Source organism: Terrabacter terrae (assembly GCF_039529575.1).
Lineage (GTDB): Bacteria > Actinomycetota > Actinomycetes > Actinomycetales > Dermatophilaceae > Terrabacter > Terrabacter terrae.
Map to the genome: position 1 here is coordinate 146,076 of NZ_BAAANB010000002.1, position 14,677 is coordinate 160,752.

General features: G+C 72.5%; 12 protein-coding genes. 7 read left to right on the forward strand and 5 right to left on the reverse strand.

Annotation, left to right across the window (positions count from 1 at the left end):
- Positions 1 to 4: 4 nt before the first annotated feature.
- Together ABD194_RS05040 and ABD194_RS05045 are read right to left on the reverse strand one after the other, a co-directional pair.
- A complete protein-coding gene (locus ABD194_RS05040; RefSeq protein WP_343988599.1) occupies positions 5 to 880 on the reverse strand; it encodes an EamA family transporter in 876 nt (291 codons plus the stop codon).
- Positions 877 to 1,674 carry a C40 family peptidase gene (locus ABD194_RS05045; RefSeq protein WP_343988602.1) on the reverse strand — a complete coding sequence of 266 codons (798 nt, stop codon included), beginning with the start codon at positions 1,672 to 1,674 and terminating at the stop codon, positions 877 to 879. The genes ABD194_RS05040 and ABD194_RS05045 overlap by 4 nt, the downstream gene beginning before the upstream one ends.
- Positions 1,675 to 1,806: 132 nt before the next feature.
- Between ABD194_RS05045 and ABD194_RS05050 the strand changes: the two genes are divergently transcribed.
- Positions 1,807 to 2,124: a hypothetical protein gene (locus tag ABD194_RS05050; protein WP_343988605.1), complete on the forward strand. Its 318-nt coding sequence runs from the start codon at positions 1,807 to 1,809 to the stop codon at positions 2,122 to 2,124.
- Positions 2,125 to 2,224: 100 nt separating this feature from the next.
- On the opposite strand, the gene ABD194_RS05055 is transcribed toward ABD194_RS05050, so the two are convergent.
- From ABD194_RS05055 to ABD194_RS05065, 3 genes are all read right to left on the reverse strand, one after another.
- Positions 2,225 to 2,827 (reverse strand): MBL fold metallo-hydrolase, encoded by a 603-nt coding sequence (locus tag ABD194_RS05055; RefSeq protein WP_343988817.1) that lies wholly within the window; start codon positions 2,825 to 2,827, stop codon positions 2,225 to 2,227.
- 151 nt (positions 2,828 to 2,978) lie between these two features.
- Positions 2,979 to 3,680 carry a maleylpyruvate isomerase family mycothiol-dependent enzyme gene (locus ABD194_RS05060; protein ID WP_343988608.1) on the reverse strand — a complete coding sequence of 234 codons (702 nt, stop codon included), beginning with the start codon at positions 3,678 to 3,680 and terminating at the stop codon, positions 2,979 to 2,981.
- Positions 3,667 to 5,490: a glycoside hydrolase family 15 protein gene (locus ABD194_RS05065; RefSeq protein WP_343988610.1), complete on the reverse strand. Its 1,824-nt coding sequence runs from the start codon at positions 5,488 to 5,490 to the stop codon at positions 3,667 to 3,669. The genes ABD194_RS05060 and ABD194_RS05065 overlap by 14 nt, the downstream gene beginning before the upstream one ends.
- 104 nt (positions 5,491 to 5,594) lie before the next feature.
- On the opposite strand from ABD194_RS05065, the gene uvrA reads away from it, so the two are divergent.
- From uvrA to whiA, 6 genes are all read left to right on the forward strand, one after another.
- Positions 5,595 to 8,702 (forward strand): excinuclease ABC subunit UvrA, encoded by a 3,108-nt coding sequence (uvrA, locus tag ABD194_RS05070; protein WP_343988613.1) that lies wholly within the window; start codon positions 5,595 to 5,597, stop codon positions 8,700 to 8,702.
- Entirely contained in the window at positions 8,699 to 9,181 is a 483-nt protein-coding gene (locus ABD194_RS05075) for a Rieske (2Fe-2S) protein (protein WP_343988616.1), read from the forward strand. The genes uvrA and ABD194_RS05075 overlap by 4 nt, the downstream gene beginning before the upstream one ends.
- Before the next feature lie 85 nt (positions 9,182 to 9,266).
- Positions 9,267 to 11,369, forward strand: coding sequence for an excinuclease ABC subunit UvrC (gene uvrC / locus ABD194_RS05080; protein ID WP_343988619.1), 2,103 nt, complete (start codon positions 9,267 to 9,269; stop codon positions 11,367 to 11,369).
- Positions 11,366 to 12,283 (forward strand): RNase adapter RapZ, encoded by a 918-nt coding sequence (gene rapZ, locus ABD194_RS05085; RefSeq protein WP_343988622.1) that lies wholly within the window; start codon positions 11,366 to 11,368, stop codon positions 12,281 to 12,283. The genes uvrC and rapZ overlap by 4 nt, the downstream gene beginning before the upstream one ends.
- Before the next feature lie 10 nt (positions 12,284 to 12,293).
- Entirely contained in the window at positions 12,294 to 13,262 is a 969-nt protein-coding gene (locus ABD194_RS05090) for a gluconeogenesis factor YvcK family protein (RefSeq protein WP_343988625.1), read from the forward strand.
- A 260-nt stretch (positions 13,263 to 13,522) separates the two neighbouring features.
- Positions 13,523 to 14,503 (forward strand): DNA-binding protein WhiA, encoded by a 981-nt coding sequence (whiA, locus tag ABD194_RS05095; protein ID WP_343988628.1) that lies wholly within the window; start codon positions 13,523 to 13,525, stop codon positions 14,501 to 14,503.
- Positions 14,504 to 14,677 lie beyond the last annotated feature (174 nt).

Here is a 14,677-nt window from a genome sequence, read left to right on the forward strand (position 1 = left end):
CTCATCAGCCTGGACCCAGCGCCGCGTCGGGAGTCTCCGGACGCGCCTGCGTGCCGAGGACGATGGCGCTGGCCAGCACGACGAGCGCCATCCCCGCGACCTGCCCGCCCGCGAGCACCTGGTGCAGCACCACGAGGCCGGCCAGCGCCGCCACGACCGGCTCGAGGCTGAGCAGGATGCCGAACACCCGCTGCGCGAGGTGGCGCAGGGCCATGAGCTCGAGGGAGTAGGGCAGGACCGACGAGAGGACCGCGATGCCGAGCCCGAGGGCGACGTCGCGCGCGCTCCACCGGTCGACCGAGGACAGCCCGAAGGGGGCGATGACCACGGTGGAGACGACGAGGGCGAGCGCCAGTCCGTCGAGACCGCCGAACACCCTGCCCGTGCGCTGGCTCAGCACGATGTAGGCCGCCCACATCACACCCGCGAGCGCCGCGAAGCCCACCCCGACGAGGTCGAGCTGCGCCAAGGAGGTGTGCAGCACTCCCGAGACGAGCACGACCCCGAGGGCTGCCGCCGCCACGGCGACGAGGTCACGGGCTCGTCGGCTCGCTGCCGCCGCCAGCCCCAACGGGCCGAGGAACTCGACCGTCACGGCGACCCCGATCGGCAGGTGGGCGAGGGAGGCGTAGAAGGAGGTGTTCATCGCGGCCAGGGCCAGCCCGAAGAGCGCGACGGTGCCCCAGTCCGACCGCCGGTGGCCGCGCCAGGAGGGGCGGGCGACCAGACAGAGGATCACCATCGCGAAGAGCAGTCGGAGCAGGACCGATCCCGGGGCGCCGATGCGCGGGACCAGCGTGGCGGCCAGGGCCGCGCCGAACTGGACCGAGACGACGCCGCCGAGGACGAGGAGAGGGGCGGTGCGCTGGTCGACGCTCACGGCATCGGCAGGCGCCCGGCAGCGACCAGCGTGGCGACGCGGTCGGCCGGCAGGTCCTCCTCGACGAGGACGCCACCGGTCTCCGACGCGTGCACCATCCGCCCGGGACGCACGACGATCCCGACGTGGTGGATGCGTCGCCCCGGACGGGCGAAGAAGTAGAGGTCGCCCGCCCGCTCGGCCCCGAGGTCGACCGGCGCCGCGAACTCGGCCTGGGCGTAGGCGTCGCGCGCGACGACGAGCCCGAGCAGCCGCCAGGCGTGCAGGACCAGCCCCGAGCAGTCGAAGCCGAGCGGGGTGATGCCGCACCAGAGGTAGGGGAGCCCCAGGTGGAGCCGCGCCTCGGCCACCGCGGGGTGGGTGGCGTCCTCGTCGACGGACTCGGCCACCAGCCGTGCGCGAGGCGCGGGAACCGCGTCCTCCGGCGCCACGGGGTCCAGGTGCGCGACGGGCACCCAGCCGGGGTAGCCGCGCTCGTCCTTGGGAGAGAGCTGCCACGGCGCGACGACCTGCGCCCACGAGCCCGACCGGTCCGTGCCGACCACGGTCACCGGCTCGTCCTCGAGGAGCTGGGTCTCGACCCGGCCGTGCAGCCCCAGGCGGCCGTTGCCGGACTCGTCGTCGCCCGCGTCGGCGTCGAGGGCGGCGAGCCACTCCCGGGCGTCGGGGACGTCGCGCACGATCGGCTCGTCGACGGGGCGCGGGCTGTCTGGTGCCGACCAGACGGTCGTGACGGGCACGCGGACGAGGTGCGTGGGGCGGACGGCAGCGGGAACGGCGACGGGCGAGCTCACGCCGGACATCCTCGCACCAGCCTGCGACACCGCTTCGCCCGGTGCGACTGCGCGTGCCTGCCCACTCACTCAGGAGGCCCGAGGTCGGGCGAGCTCTGGTCGGGAGGCCCCGGGAGCCGTACCGTCAGAGGTATGGAAGAGCGGATCACCCTCGAGGGCTTCGATCCCCCGAAGAACCGTCGTCACGGCCCGGACGGCGATCTCGTGGACGTGAAGGGCTGGCTCCACGCACCGGTCGACTGGACCGGCGGTCCCGACCTCGAGCGCGCGTGGCGTGAGCGCCACGGGCGCTCCCGCCTCGGTGTCGGGCTCTGCGTCGCCCACAACCCGCGTCGGCACATCCTGCTGACGAACGTCCCCGACGACCTCGCGTTCCTCCGGACCGAGCTCGAGTCGCTGATCTCCGAGCTCGACACCAACCCCAGCTCGGACCTCGAGGACGCCCAGTAGCCCAGGAGCGTCCGTGCGCTCGCGAGCCCGCGGGGCGGCATACGGGCTCGGTGACCTTCGGTGGCAGCCGGTGGCGTATGCCGTCAGCCGGCGTCGGCGGTCACCAGCCGCGGGCGCGCCACTCGGGCAGGTGCGGGCGCTCGGCGCCCAGCGTCGAGTCGTCGCCGTGGCCGGGGTAGAACCACGTGTCGTCGTCGTAGACATCGAAGACCCGCGTCGTCACGTCCTCGATGAGCGACGCGAAGCTCTGGCCGGGGTTCTTCGTGTTGCCCACGCCGCCCGGGAAGAGGCTGTCGCCCGTGAAGAGATGGGTGTGGCCGTCGGGGTCGGGGTAGGCGAGCGCGATCGAGCCGGGAGTGTGCCCGCGCAGGTGGATGACGTCGAGCTCGACGTCACCCACGGAGATGGTGTCGCCGTGCCCGACGCGCACGTCGACGGGGACGGGCAGCGCGTCGGCGTCGTCGGCCCCGGCCACCGTGCGGGCGCCCGTCGCGTCGACGAGGTCGGCGAGCGCCCCGACGTGGTCGTGGTGCGAGTGGGTGGTGACGATCGTGGCCAGGCCGCCACTGTCGGAGGTGACGAGCGACCGGAGCCGGTCCGGCTCGGCCGCCGCGTCGACGAGCAGCTGCTCGCCGGTGGCACGACAGGTCAGCAGGTAGGCGTTGTTGCCGAAGCCGCCGACCTCGAGCTTGCGGATGGTCAGGGCGGGGAGCTCGCGGACCGCGGGTGGGCCGCCCGCGGTGACGTGGCCGGTGTAGCCCGCGGGGGAGGGGTCGGGCCGCTGGTCGTCGGGCCGGTCGGGCCGGTCGGGCCGGTCTGGGTGGTCGTGGTGGGGGTGGTGGGTGTCGGTCACGTCAGCCTCCGAAGGGCAGGGTGGGGACGGGCCCGTCGAAGCGGACGCCGTCGGTGGCCCCGCGGGCCAGCCACGCCAGCACGTCGGCGCCCGGACCGGTGACGAGGGTGGTGCCGTCCCCGACGGTGTGCTCGTCGCCCTCGTCGGTGCGGATCCGCAGCGACGGTGGCGCGTCGGCGTGGGCGAGGCGGTTGACGGCGTCGCGCAGGAAGAGCGACACGACCTCGGACGGCGTGCTCGCGAAGGTGTAGCCGGCGTCGAGGTCGACGTGGTGGAAGACGACCTCGCGCAGCCGCATGAACGCCACCAGGCCGACGGCGATCGGGAAGCCGCCGGGGGTTCGCTCGACGCGGACGTCCGAGTGCTCGGGCCTCAGCAGCTCCAGGCGCCCGGTGAGGCGGGCCGCCGACTCACGCAGGTCGGCGACGTGCTCGGACAGCGGGCGCCCGGCGTCCCGGTCGATGTCGGCGTCGCGCGAGGCGACGTCGTCGTACATCGTTCCCGGAACGCCCGTCAGGGCGACGTCGCAGACGCGGGCGAGGGCGTCCGCGTTGCGCGCGACGTGGGCCAGCACGTGGCCTCGCGTCCAGCCCTCGCACAACGACGGGGACGACCCGTCAGGATCGTGCAGGCCCAGCGCGGTGGAGACGAGCCGGTCCGTCTCGGCGGCCACGAGGGCCGGTGTGACGTCAGCGTGCCGCATCTGTGTCCTCTCCGTTCGCCTCGGCCAGCGCGAGCGCCGCGCCGATGAGTGCCAGGTGCGAGAACGCCTGCGGGAAGTTGCCCACCATGCGTCGCGCCACCGGGTCGTACTCCTCCGACAGCAGCCCCACGTCGTTGCCCAGGGCCACGAGCCGGTCCATCAGCTCGGTGGCCTCCGTCGTCATACCCGCCTTCGCGTAGGCGGTCACGAGCCAGAACGAGCACGCGACGAAGGGGTGCTCGTCGCCGGCCAGCCCGTCGACGCCGCTGTCGGTGCGGTAGCGCAGGACGAGGCCGTGGCGCAGCAGGTCGGACTCCACGGCGGCGATGGTGCCGAGCATCCGCGGGTCGTCGCCGTCGACGAAGCCGATGGCCGAGAGCGTCAGCAGCGACGCGTCGACCTCGGCCGTGTCGTAGTGCTGGACGAACGTGCCCCGCTCCGTGTCGAAGCCCTTCGTCAGCACCTCGTCGCGGACCCGGTCACGAAGCTCGCGCCACGTCTCCACCGGCCCCTCGAGCCCGTGCTGCTCCACGGCCCGGACCGCCCGGTCGAAGGCCGCCCACACCATCGCCCGGGAGTGGGTGAAGTGGCGGCGCGGGCCGCGGATCTCCCAGAGGCCGTTGTCCGGCTCCTGCCAGTGCTCGGCCAGGTGGTTGACGAGCGCTCGCTGCAGGTGCCACGAGTCGAGGTTCTCCTCCAGGCCACGGGAACGCGCGTGGTGCAGCGCGATCATCACCTCGCCCAGCACGTCGGTCTGCCGCTGGCCCACGGCAGCGTTGCCGACGCGCACGGGGAGCGACCCGGCATACCCGGGGAGGTGGTCGAGCACCCGCTCGGGGAGGTCGCGACCGCCGTCGACGCGGTACATGATCTGCATGTCCTCGGGGTCACCGGCGACGGCCCGCAGCAGCCAGTCGCGCCAGAGCGCCGTCTCCTCGAGGTAGCCGCAGCCGAGCAGGGCCTCCAGGGTCAGGGCGGCGTCGCGGAGCCAGCAGAAGCGGTAGTCCCAGTTGCGCTCGCCGCCGAAGTCCTCGGGCAGCGAGGTCGTGGGCGCGGCGACGATGCCGCCGGTGTCCTGGTGCGTCAGGCCGCGCAGGACGAGGAGCGAGCGGGTCACGGCCTCGGCGTACGGGCCCCGGTAGTGGCTGCGGGCGGCGTACTGCTCGCTGCGCGCGATGGTCTCGCGGATGCGGGCCCGCACCCGCAACGGGGGCGGGACGTCGTCGTGGCTGCGGAACCAGGTCGTCGAGAAGGTGAGGGTCTGGCCCGCCACCACGTCGAACTCGTCGACGTGGTGGCCGTCCTCCGCGTGCGGGAGGCGCGCGCCGCGGAGCACCAGCATGTCGGGACCGGCGATGGCCGTGATGATCTCGTCGGTGCGGTCCTCGCGGTCGTCCGTGTGCCGGGCGACCCACGGGCGCGTGCGGCCGTAGTTGAAGCGCACCGTCCACTCGTGGACCATGCGCACGGTGCCCTCGACGCCCTCGATGCGGCGGAGCAGGTCGGAACGGCCGTCCCCGAGGGGCATCACGTCGGTGACGCGGACCCGGCCCGTCGGCGTCTCGTGGATCGTCTCGAGGGCGAAGGAGCTGCCGATGTAGCGCCGCGTCGTCACCGCGTCGGGGTCGGCCGGGGCGAGGAGCCAGCGCCCGTGCTCCGGGCTGCCCACCAGGGCCGAGAAGCACGCCCGCGAGTCGAACCGGGGCAGGCACAGCCAGTCGACGGAGCCCCGCCGGCTCACGAGGGCGGCGCTCCCGAGGTCGCCCAGCACGGCGTAGTCCTCGATCGGTGTGGGCACGTGCTCGCTCATGCGCAGAGTATGCCGTCCCGGGGCCTTCCAGACGTAAGCCGCATCGTGAGCCCCGTGCCGGGCGGCCGGCTCCGATGCGGGGACTGTCGGTCGCCCGACCTAGCATGTTCCGCGTGACTGCTATGCCCACCGGCAACACCCATTCCCTCGTCGTCCGCGGCGCGCGGGAGCACAACCTGCGCGACGTCTCCGTCGACCTCCCGCGTGACAGCCTCATCGTCTTCACGGGCCTCTCGGGATCGGGCAAGTCGAGCCTCGCGTTCGACACGATCTTCGCGGAGGGCCAGCGTCGCTACGTCGAGTCGCTGTCGGCATACGCCCGGCAGTTCCTCGGGCAGATGGACAAGCCCGACGTCGACTTCATCGAGGGGCTCTCGCCCGCGGTCTCGATCGACCAGAAGTCGACCAACCGCAACCCGCGCTCGACCGTGGGCACCATCACCGAGGTCTACGACTACCTCCGGCTGCTCTTCGCCCGGGCCGGGCGGCCGCACTGCCCCGTGTGCGGCGAGCCGGTGACCCGGCAGTCCCCGCAGCAGATCGTCGACCAGCTGCTCACGCTCGAGGACCGCACTCGCTTCCAGGTGCTGGCCCCCGTCGTCCAGGGCCGCAAGGGCGAGTTCGTCGACCTGTTCGCCGAGCTGCAGACCAAGGGCTTCTCCCGCGCCCGCGTCGACGGCGACGTCATCAGCCTCGCCGAGCCGCCGACCCTCGAGAAGCAGCGCAAGCACACCATCGAGGTCGTCGTCGACCGTCTCGTGGCCAAGGGCGAGGACACCGGCTCCAAGCGTCGCCTGACCGACTCCGTCGAGACGGCGCTCGGGCTCGCCGGCGGCATCGTCATCATCGACTTCGTCGACCGCGACGCCAAGGCCAAGGACCGCGAGCGCCGCTTCTCCGAGAAGATGGCCTGCCCCAACAACCACCCGCTCGGCATGGACGAGATCCAGCCGCGCTCCTTCTCCTTCAACTCGCCCTTCGGCGCCTGCCCCGAGTGCACCGGCATCGGCACCGAGCTCGAGGTCGACCCCGAGCTGGTCGTCCCCGACGACGACCTCTCGCTGGCCGACGGCGCCATCGCGCCCTGGGCGCAGGGGTCCGGCTCCGCCGAGTACTTCCAGCGCGTCATGGGCGCCCTCGCCGAGGACATGAAGTTCTCCATGGACGTGCCGTGGCGGGCGTTGCCGGCGCGGGCCAAGGAGGCGCTGCTGCACGGCCAGAACTACAAGGTGCACGTCAAGTACAAGAACCGCTACGGCCGCGACCGCTCCTACACGACCGGCTTCGAGGGCGTCGTGCCGTTCATCAAGCGCCGCCACTCCGAGACCGAGTCGGAGTGGAGCCGCGACCGCTACGAGGGCTTCATGCGCGAGGTCCCGTGCCCAGTCTGCAAGGGCGCGCGCCTCAAGCCCGAGTCGCTCGCCGTGCTCCTCGGCGGCAAGAACATCTCCGAGGTCTGCGGGCTCGCCATCAACGAGGCAGCCGGCTTCCTCGACACCGTCGACTTCACCCCGCGCGAGAAGCAGATCGCCGAACGCGTCATCAAGGAGATCGACGCACGGCTCGGCTTCCTGCTCGACGTCGGCCTCGACTACCTCTCGCTCGACCGTCCCGCCGGCACGCTGTCGGGCGGTGAGGCCCAGCGCATCCGACTCGCCACGCAGATCGGCTCCGGCCTCGTCGGCGTCCTCTACGTCCTCGACGAGCCCTCGATCGGCCTGCACCAGCGCGACAACCACCGCCTCATCGAGACCTTGACCCGCCTGCGCGACCTCGGCAACACCCTCATCGTCGTCGAGCACGACGAGGACACCATCGCCACCGCCGACTGGGTCGTCGACATCGGCCCGGGCGCGGGGGAGCACGGCGGCCACGTCGTGCACTCCGGTCCCGTCAAGGGCCTGCTCGAGCACCCCGACTCGCTGACGGGCATGTACCTCTCCGGCCGTCGCGAGATCCCGACACCGGAGGTGCGACGCGGCTACGACGGCCGCCAGATCACCGTCTCCGGGGCCCGCGAGAACAACCTCCAGAACGTGTCGGTGAACTTCCCGCTCGGCAACCTCGTCGCCGTCACCGGCGTCTCGGGCTCGGGCAAGTCGACCCTGGTCAACGACATCCTCTACAACGTGCTCGCCAACAAGCTCAACGGCGCCCGGCACGTCCCCGGACGGCACAAGACCGTCACCGGCCTCGACCAGCTCGACAAGGTCGTCCACGTCGACCAGAGCCCGATCGGCCGCACCCCGCGCTCGAACCCCGCGACCTACACCGGCGTCTTCGACAACATGCGCAAGCTGTTCGCCGAGACCACCGAGGCCAAGGTGCGCGGCTACCAGCCGGGCCGGTTCTCGTTCAACGTCAAGGGCGGCCGCTGCGACGCGTGCTCCGGCGACGGCACGATCAAGATCGAGATGAACTTCCTGCCCGACGTCTACGTCCCCTGCGAGGTGTGCCACGGCGCGCGCTACAACCGCGAGACGCTGGAGGTCCACTTCAAGGGCAAGACCATCGCCGACGTGCTCGACATGCCCATCGAGGAGGCGGCGACCTTCTTCGAGGCGGTGCCCGCCATCGCGCGCCACCTCAAGACGCTCAACGACGTCGGCCTCGGCTACGTCCGGCTCGGCCAGCCGGCACCGACGCTCTCCGGCGGCGAGGCCCAGCGCGTCAAGCTCGCGAGCGAGCTGCAGAAGCGGTCCACCGGACGCACCATCTACGTGCTCGACGAGCCCACCACCGGCCTGCACTTCGAGGACATCCGCAAGCTCCTCGACGTCCTGCAGGGCCTCGTCGACAAGGGCAACACCGTCATCGTGATCGAGCACAACCTCGATGTCATCAAGAACGCAGACTGGATCATCGACATGGGTCCAGAGGGTGGTTCCGGTGGCGGCACCGTCATCGCCGAGGGCACGCCCGAGCACGTCGCCCAGGTCGAGGCCAGCCACACCGGCCGGTTCCTCAAGCCGATCCTGGAGCGGACGGCCCGCACGACGACCCGCACCACGGCGGGTGGGCGTGCCAAGAAGACGGGCGCCGCCTCCTCCCAGCGGGCTGACGGCGTGGGCCCAGCCGGCTCGCGCACAGTGAAGTCACCGGCGAAGCGCACCCGCGGTTCGGCCACCACCGCTGCCGCCAAGGCGACGCCGCCGAGCACCACCGTCAGCAAGACGAGGTCCACCGCCCCGACCCGGAAGAAGAAGCCATGACCGAGCAGCAGAGCAGTGGTTCGCCGGCGGCCGAGGGCCTGGCCGAGCGCGTGGCCGGACTCACCGACCGGCGCGGCGTCCTCAGGCTCGCCGGCGTCGCGGCCGGTGCCGGGGTCCTGGCCGCCTGCAGCAGCCCGGCCGTCCCGTCGGGGAACGGCGGAGCGCCACCGGCCGGGGGCGCGGGCGGCGGCGGGGCAAACGGCATACCCACCTCCGAGATCCCGGTCGGCGGCGGCAAGGTCTTCGCGGACTCCAAGACCGTGGTCACCCAGCCGACCGCCGGCACCTTCAAGGCGTTCGACGCCATCTGCCCGCACCAGGGCTGCACCGTGGGGTCCGTCGAGGGCGGCCAGATCATCTGCCCCTGCCACCAGAGCCACTTCGACGACAGCACCGGCGACGTCGTCTCCGGGCCGGCCCCGACCGGCCTGACGCCCAAGACCGTCAAGGTCTCGGGTGCCACCCTCACCGTGAGCTGATCGGCCGAGCCCAGAGCCCTGGCCCCCAGCCGGGGCCGTCCGGGCGCCGTTCAGCAGCGTCCGTGGGCCGACATAGGGTGGGACCGTGGCGGATCCGACGACCTACCGACCGAAGCCGGGGGAGATCCCGACCGACCCGGGCGTCTACCGTTTCCGCGACTCGCACGGGCGCGTCATCTACGTCGGCAAGGCCAAGTCGCTGCGGCCCCGGCTCTCGTCCTACTTCCAGGACATCACCGCGCTGCACCCGCGCACCGCCACCATGGTGACCACCGCGGCCTCCGTCGAGTGGACGGTCGTGCGCACCGAGGTCGAGGCACTCCAGCTCGAGTACTCCTGGATCAAGGAGTTCGACCCGCGCTTCAACGTCAAGTACCGCGACGACAAGTCCTACCCCTTCCTCGCCGTCACCATGGCTGACGAGTTCCCCCGGGCCCAGGTCATGCGCGGCGCGAAGCGCAAGGGCACCCGCTACTTCGGGCCCTACGGCCACGCCTGGGCGATCCGCGAGACCCTCGACCTGCTGCTGCGCGTCTTCCCGGTGCGCACCTGCTCGTCCGGGGTCTTCAAGCGCGCGGCGGCGAGCGGCCGCCCGTGCCTGCTCGGCTACATCGACAAGTGCTCCGCCCCCTGCGTCGGCCGGGTCAGCGCCGAGGAGCACCGGGCCATCGCCGAGGACTTCTGCGACTTCATGGCCGGCAACACCACCCGGTTCGCCAAGCGGCTCGAGACCCGGATGCGCGAGGCCGCGGCCGAGCTCGACTTCGAGCAGGCGGCGCGGCTGCGCGACGACATCGGCGCGCTGACCAAGGCGCTCGAGAAGCAGGCCGTGGTCCTCGGCGATGCCACCGACGCCGACGTCTTCGCCCTCGCCGACGACGACCTCGAGGCCGCCGTGCAGGTCTTCCACGTGCGGGGCGGCCGTATCCGCGGCCAGCGTGGCTGGGTGGTCGAGAAGGAGAGCGAGGACGTCCCGACGCTCGTCGAGCACCTGCTGCAGCAGGTCTACGGCGAAGCCGACCGCGACGCCGTCCCCCGGGAGGTGCTCGTGCCCGCGTTGCCGGCCGACCTCCAGGCGGTCACCGAGTGGCTCTCGTCGGTCCGTGGCTCGGCGGTGGGCGTGCGGGTGCCCCAGCGCGGCGACAAGCGCACCCTGATGGAGACCGTGCGGCGCAACGCCGAGCAGTCCCTGGCCCGGCACAAGGTGGCCCGCGCCGGCGACCTGACGCTCCGGAGCAAGGCGCTGCAGGAGCTGCAGGACTACCTCGGCCTCGACGACGCGCCGCTGCGCATCGAGTGCTACGACGTCAGCCACGTGCAGGGCACCAACGTGGTGGCGTCGATGGTGGTCTTCGAGGACGGCCTGGCCCGCAAGAGCGAGTACCGCCGCTTCATCGTCCGTGGCGCGATGAGCGGCGAGGCGGCCGACGGGCCGGTCACGGTCGACGACACCGCCGCGATGCGCGAGGTCCTCACCCGTCGGTTCCGGCGCTACCTCGAGGACGCGGAGGGTGCCGGCGACCTCGACCTGTCCACCGGGGTCGTGGGTGTCGGCTCCGACCCCGCCGGTGTCACCCCGACCCCGCCGAACGGTTCGTCCGTGGGCTCCGCAGACGGCGCCCGCAACGGCGTCGTCGACGACGAGGACGGTTCGTCGCCCTCCGGGCCCATCGACCCCGAGACGGGCCGTCCCCGCCGCTTCGCCTACCCGCCGAGCCTCGTGGTCGTCGACGGCGGCCTGCCGCAGGTCAACGCCGCGCAGGCGGTCCTCGACGAGCTCGGCATCGAGGAGGTCGCCCTCGTGGGCCTCGCCAAGCGGCTCGAGGAGGTGTGGCTCCCTCGCGAGGAGCACCCCGTCATCCTGCCGCGCACGAGCGAGGGCCTCTACCTGCTCCAGCGCCTGCGCGACGAGGCCCACCGCTTCGCGATCACCTTCCACCGGCAGCGCCGGTCCAAGGCCATGACGACGTCCCAGCTCGACGGCATACCCGGTCTCGGCGCCAGCCGGCAGAAGGCACTGCTGCGCCACTTCGGTTCGGTCAAACGCCTACGCGCAGCGGACGAAACGGACATCATGGCCGTACCCGGCTTCGGCCGTGCCCTCGCCTCGGCCGTGGTAAGCCACCTGGCCGAGGGAGCGCCGCAGGAGCCAGCCGTGAACCTCACGACAGGAGAAGTCCTCGAATGACCGCCGACAGCAGGCCGCTGCCGCAGACGTCCTTGGCCGACGCCCCGATCGTCATCGTGACGGGAATGAGCGGAGCCGGCCGCAGCACGACTGCCAACGTCCTGGAGGACCTCGGCTGGCTGGTCGTCGACAACCTCCCGCCACAGCTGCTGACCCACCTGGCCGAGCTGCGTGACCAGGCCCGGGCAGAGCACCCCCAGGAGCACCTCCAGCAGGTCGCCGTGGTCGTCGACGTCCGCTCGCGGGGCTGGTTCGCGCAGCTGGACGGCGCCATCAGCGCCGCCCGTGCCCGCGGCGAGCGCCCGAGCCTCGTCTTCCTCGACGCGACCGACGAGGCCCTCGTCCGCCGGTTCGAGAGCGTGCGCCGCCCGCACCCGCTCCAGGGCGACGGCCGGCTGCTCGACGGCATCCAGCGCGAGCGCCAGCTGCTCCTCGACCTGCGATCCTCGGCCGACGTCGTCATCGACAGCTCCGGGCTCAACGTGCACCAGCTGAGCGCCAAGCTGTCCTCCCTCTTCGCCGGTGACCGGAAGGTCCAGCTGCGCATCGCCGTGATGTCGTTCGGCTTCAAGTACGGCCTGCCGCTCGACGCCGACGTCGTCTTCGACATGCGCTTCCTGCCCAACCCGTACTGGGTGCCCGAGCTGCGCCCCCTCACCGGACGCGACACGCCGGTCAGCGAGTTCGTGATGAGGCAGGAGGGCGCCGAGGACTTCCTCGAGCGCGCCTGGAGCCTGCTCGACACGATGATCGACGGCTACGTCCGCGAGGGCCGTCGCTACGTCACGGTCGCCGTCGGCTGCACCGGCGGCAAGCACCGGTCGGTCGCCGTGGCCGAGGCGCTGAGCGTCAAGCTGGGCGGCCGCGACCGCGTCGACACGTTCGTCGTGCACCGCGACCTCGGTCGGGAGTGACCGGCTGCCCGTGACGACCTCTCGCCTACCCCTCGTCTCATCACACCACCGACGCGTCGTCGCGCTCGGCGGCGGCCACGGCCTCGCGGCCAGTCTCACCGCCCTGCGCCTGCTGACCGAGGACCTCACGGCCGTCGTGACGGTCGCCGACGACGGTGGGTCGAGCGGGCGGCTGCGCGAGGAGTTCGACGTCCTGCCGCCGGGCGACCTCCGGATGGCGCTCTCGGCCCTGTGCGACGACAGCGACTGGGGCCACACCTGGCGCGACGTGCTCCAGCACCGGTTCGACAGCGACGGCGAGCTGAAGGGCCATGCCCTGGGCAACCTCATGATCGTCTCGATCTGGGACCTGCTGGGTGACACCGTCAAGGGCCTCGACCTCGTCGGGCGCCTGCTGGGCGCCCGTGGGCGGGTCCTGCCGATGGCCGGTGAGCCGCTCGAGATCATCGCCGAGATCCACGGGCACGACCCGGACCGTCCCGACGAGATCGTCGAGGTGCGGGGCCAGCACCGCGTCGCCTCCTCGGCGGGTGTCGTCTCCTCGATCGGCATCGTGCCGACCTGCCCTGAGCCGTGCCACGAGGCGCTCACGGCCGTGCGCGACGCCGACTGGGTGATGCTCGGTCCCGGGTCGTGGTTCACCTCGGTGATGCCGCACCTGCTCGTCCCCGACCTCGCCGACGCGCTCGTCGCGACCCGCGCCAAGCGGCTGCTCAACCTCAACCTCGAGGTGCACAAGGGCGAGACCCGCGACTTCCGCGCCGAGGACCACCTCGCGTCGCTCGCCGCGAACGCGCCGGACCTCCGGCTCGACGTCGTCCTGGCCGACCCGAGCGTGGTTCCCGACGGAGCCTCGCTCCGCGCCGCCGCCGCCGAGCTCGGCGCAGAGCTGGTCGTCGCGCCGGTGGCGGCACGAGGTGCGGCAGGTGTCCACGACCCCCTGCGGCTGGCCGCCGCCCTGCGCGACGTCATCGCCTGAGGCGACCGACGCACCCAGGCGCCACCGGGTCGACCGGCCGGAACCAACCGCCCGAACGGCCTCCACGAGGCTCTGTGGGCGTTCGTTCCGGTCGGGTGCACCGCCGACCCCCCGGTCGACACGGCGAGCCGAGGACGTATGCCGTCCGGCCGGCTCGGCGACACGGCATACGTCGTCGCGGGGCGGCGGGCACGCGGTGACCGGGATGCCGAGGGCCCTCCGGGCCGAGGGTGCTTGATCAGGATGGCAGGATGTCGGCCATGGCCATGACAGCGAAGGTGAAGGACGAGCTCTCACGCCTGGACGTGACCAAACCCTGCTGTCGCAAGGCGGAGGTCTCGACCATGCTGCGCTTCGCCGGCGGCCTGCACATCATCGGCGGCCAGATCGTCGTCGAGGCAGAGCTCGACACCGCCAATGCGGCACGGCGGCTGCGCCGCAACATCGCGGAGGTCTACGGCCACCGGAGCGACGTGCTGGTCCTCGCCGCGGGTGGTCTGCGCCGGGGCTCCCGCTACGTCGTGCGCGTGGTCGAGGACGGTGCCACGCTGGCCCGCCAGACCGGCCTCATCGACACACGTGGCCGTCCCGTACGCGGCCTGCCGCCCAAGGTGGTCAGCGCCGCCACGTGCGACTCCGAGGCTGCGTGGCGCGGGGCCTTCCTCGCCCACGGCTCGCTCACCGAGCCCGGCCGCTCCTCTGCCCTGGAGGTGACCTGCCCTGGTCCCGAGGCGGCACTGGCCCTGGTGGGCGCTGCCCGCCGGCTGGGCATCCAGGCCAAGGCCCGCGAGGTCAGGGGCATCGACCGCGTGGTCATCCGCGACGGCGACGCGATCGGGGCCATGCTGACCCGGCTGGGCGCGCACGACGCGGTGCTGGCGTGGGAGGAGCGCCGGATGCGCCGGGAGGTGCGCGCGACGGCCAACCGTCTGGCCAACTTCGACGACGCCAACCTCCGTCGGTCCGCACGCGCCGCCGTGGCCGCGGGGGCCCGCGTCGAGCGCGCCATGGACCTGCTCGGCGAGGACATCCCCGAGCACCTGCGTGAGGCCGGGGTGCTGCGCGTCGAGCACAAGCAGGCGAGCCTCGAGGAGCTGGGGCAGCTGGCCAAGCCGCCGATGACCAAGGACGCCGTGGCCGGTCGCATCCGGCGCCTGCTCGCCATGGCCGACAAGCGCGCCGAGGAGCTCGGGGTCCCGGGCACCGACGCCAACCTCACGCCCGACATGCTCGAAGGCTGAGTCGGCCCGGGTGGGGGCGGGCGCCGCCTCCGCGGTGAGCAGGCGCTCACCCGGCCCTGAGACTGCCGCATGGCGGGGCGGGGACACGCACTAGGCTGGCGTGTGATCGAGGTCGCAACGGGGCGGCCGTTGGTCTGGCAGTCCGTCCGACACAGTCTCACCGAAGAGGTGCAC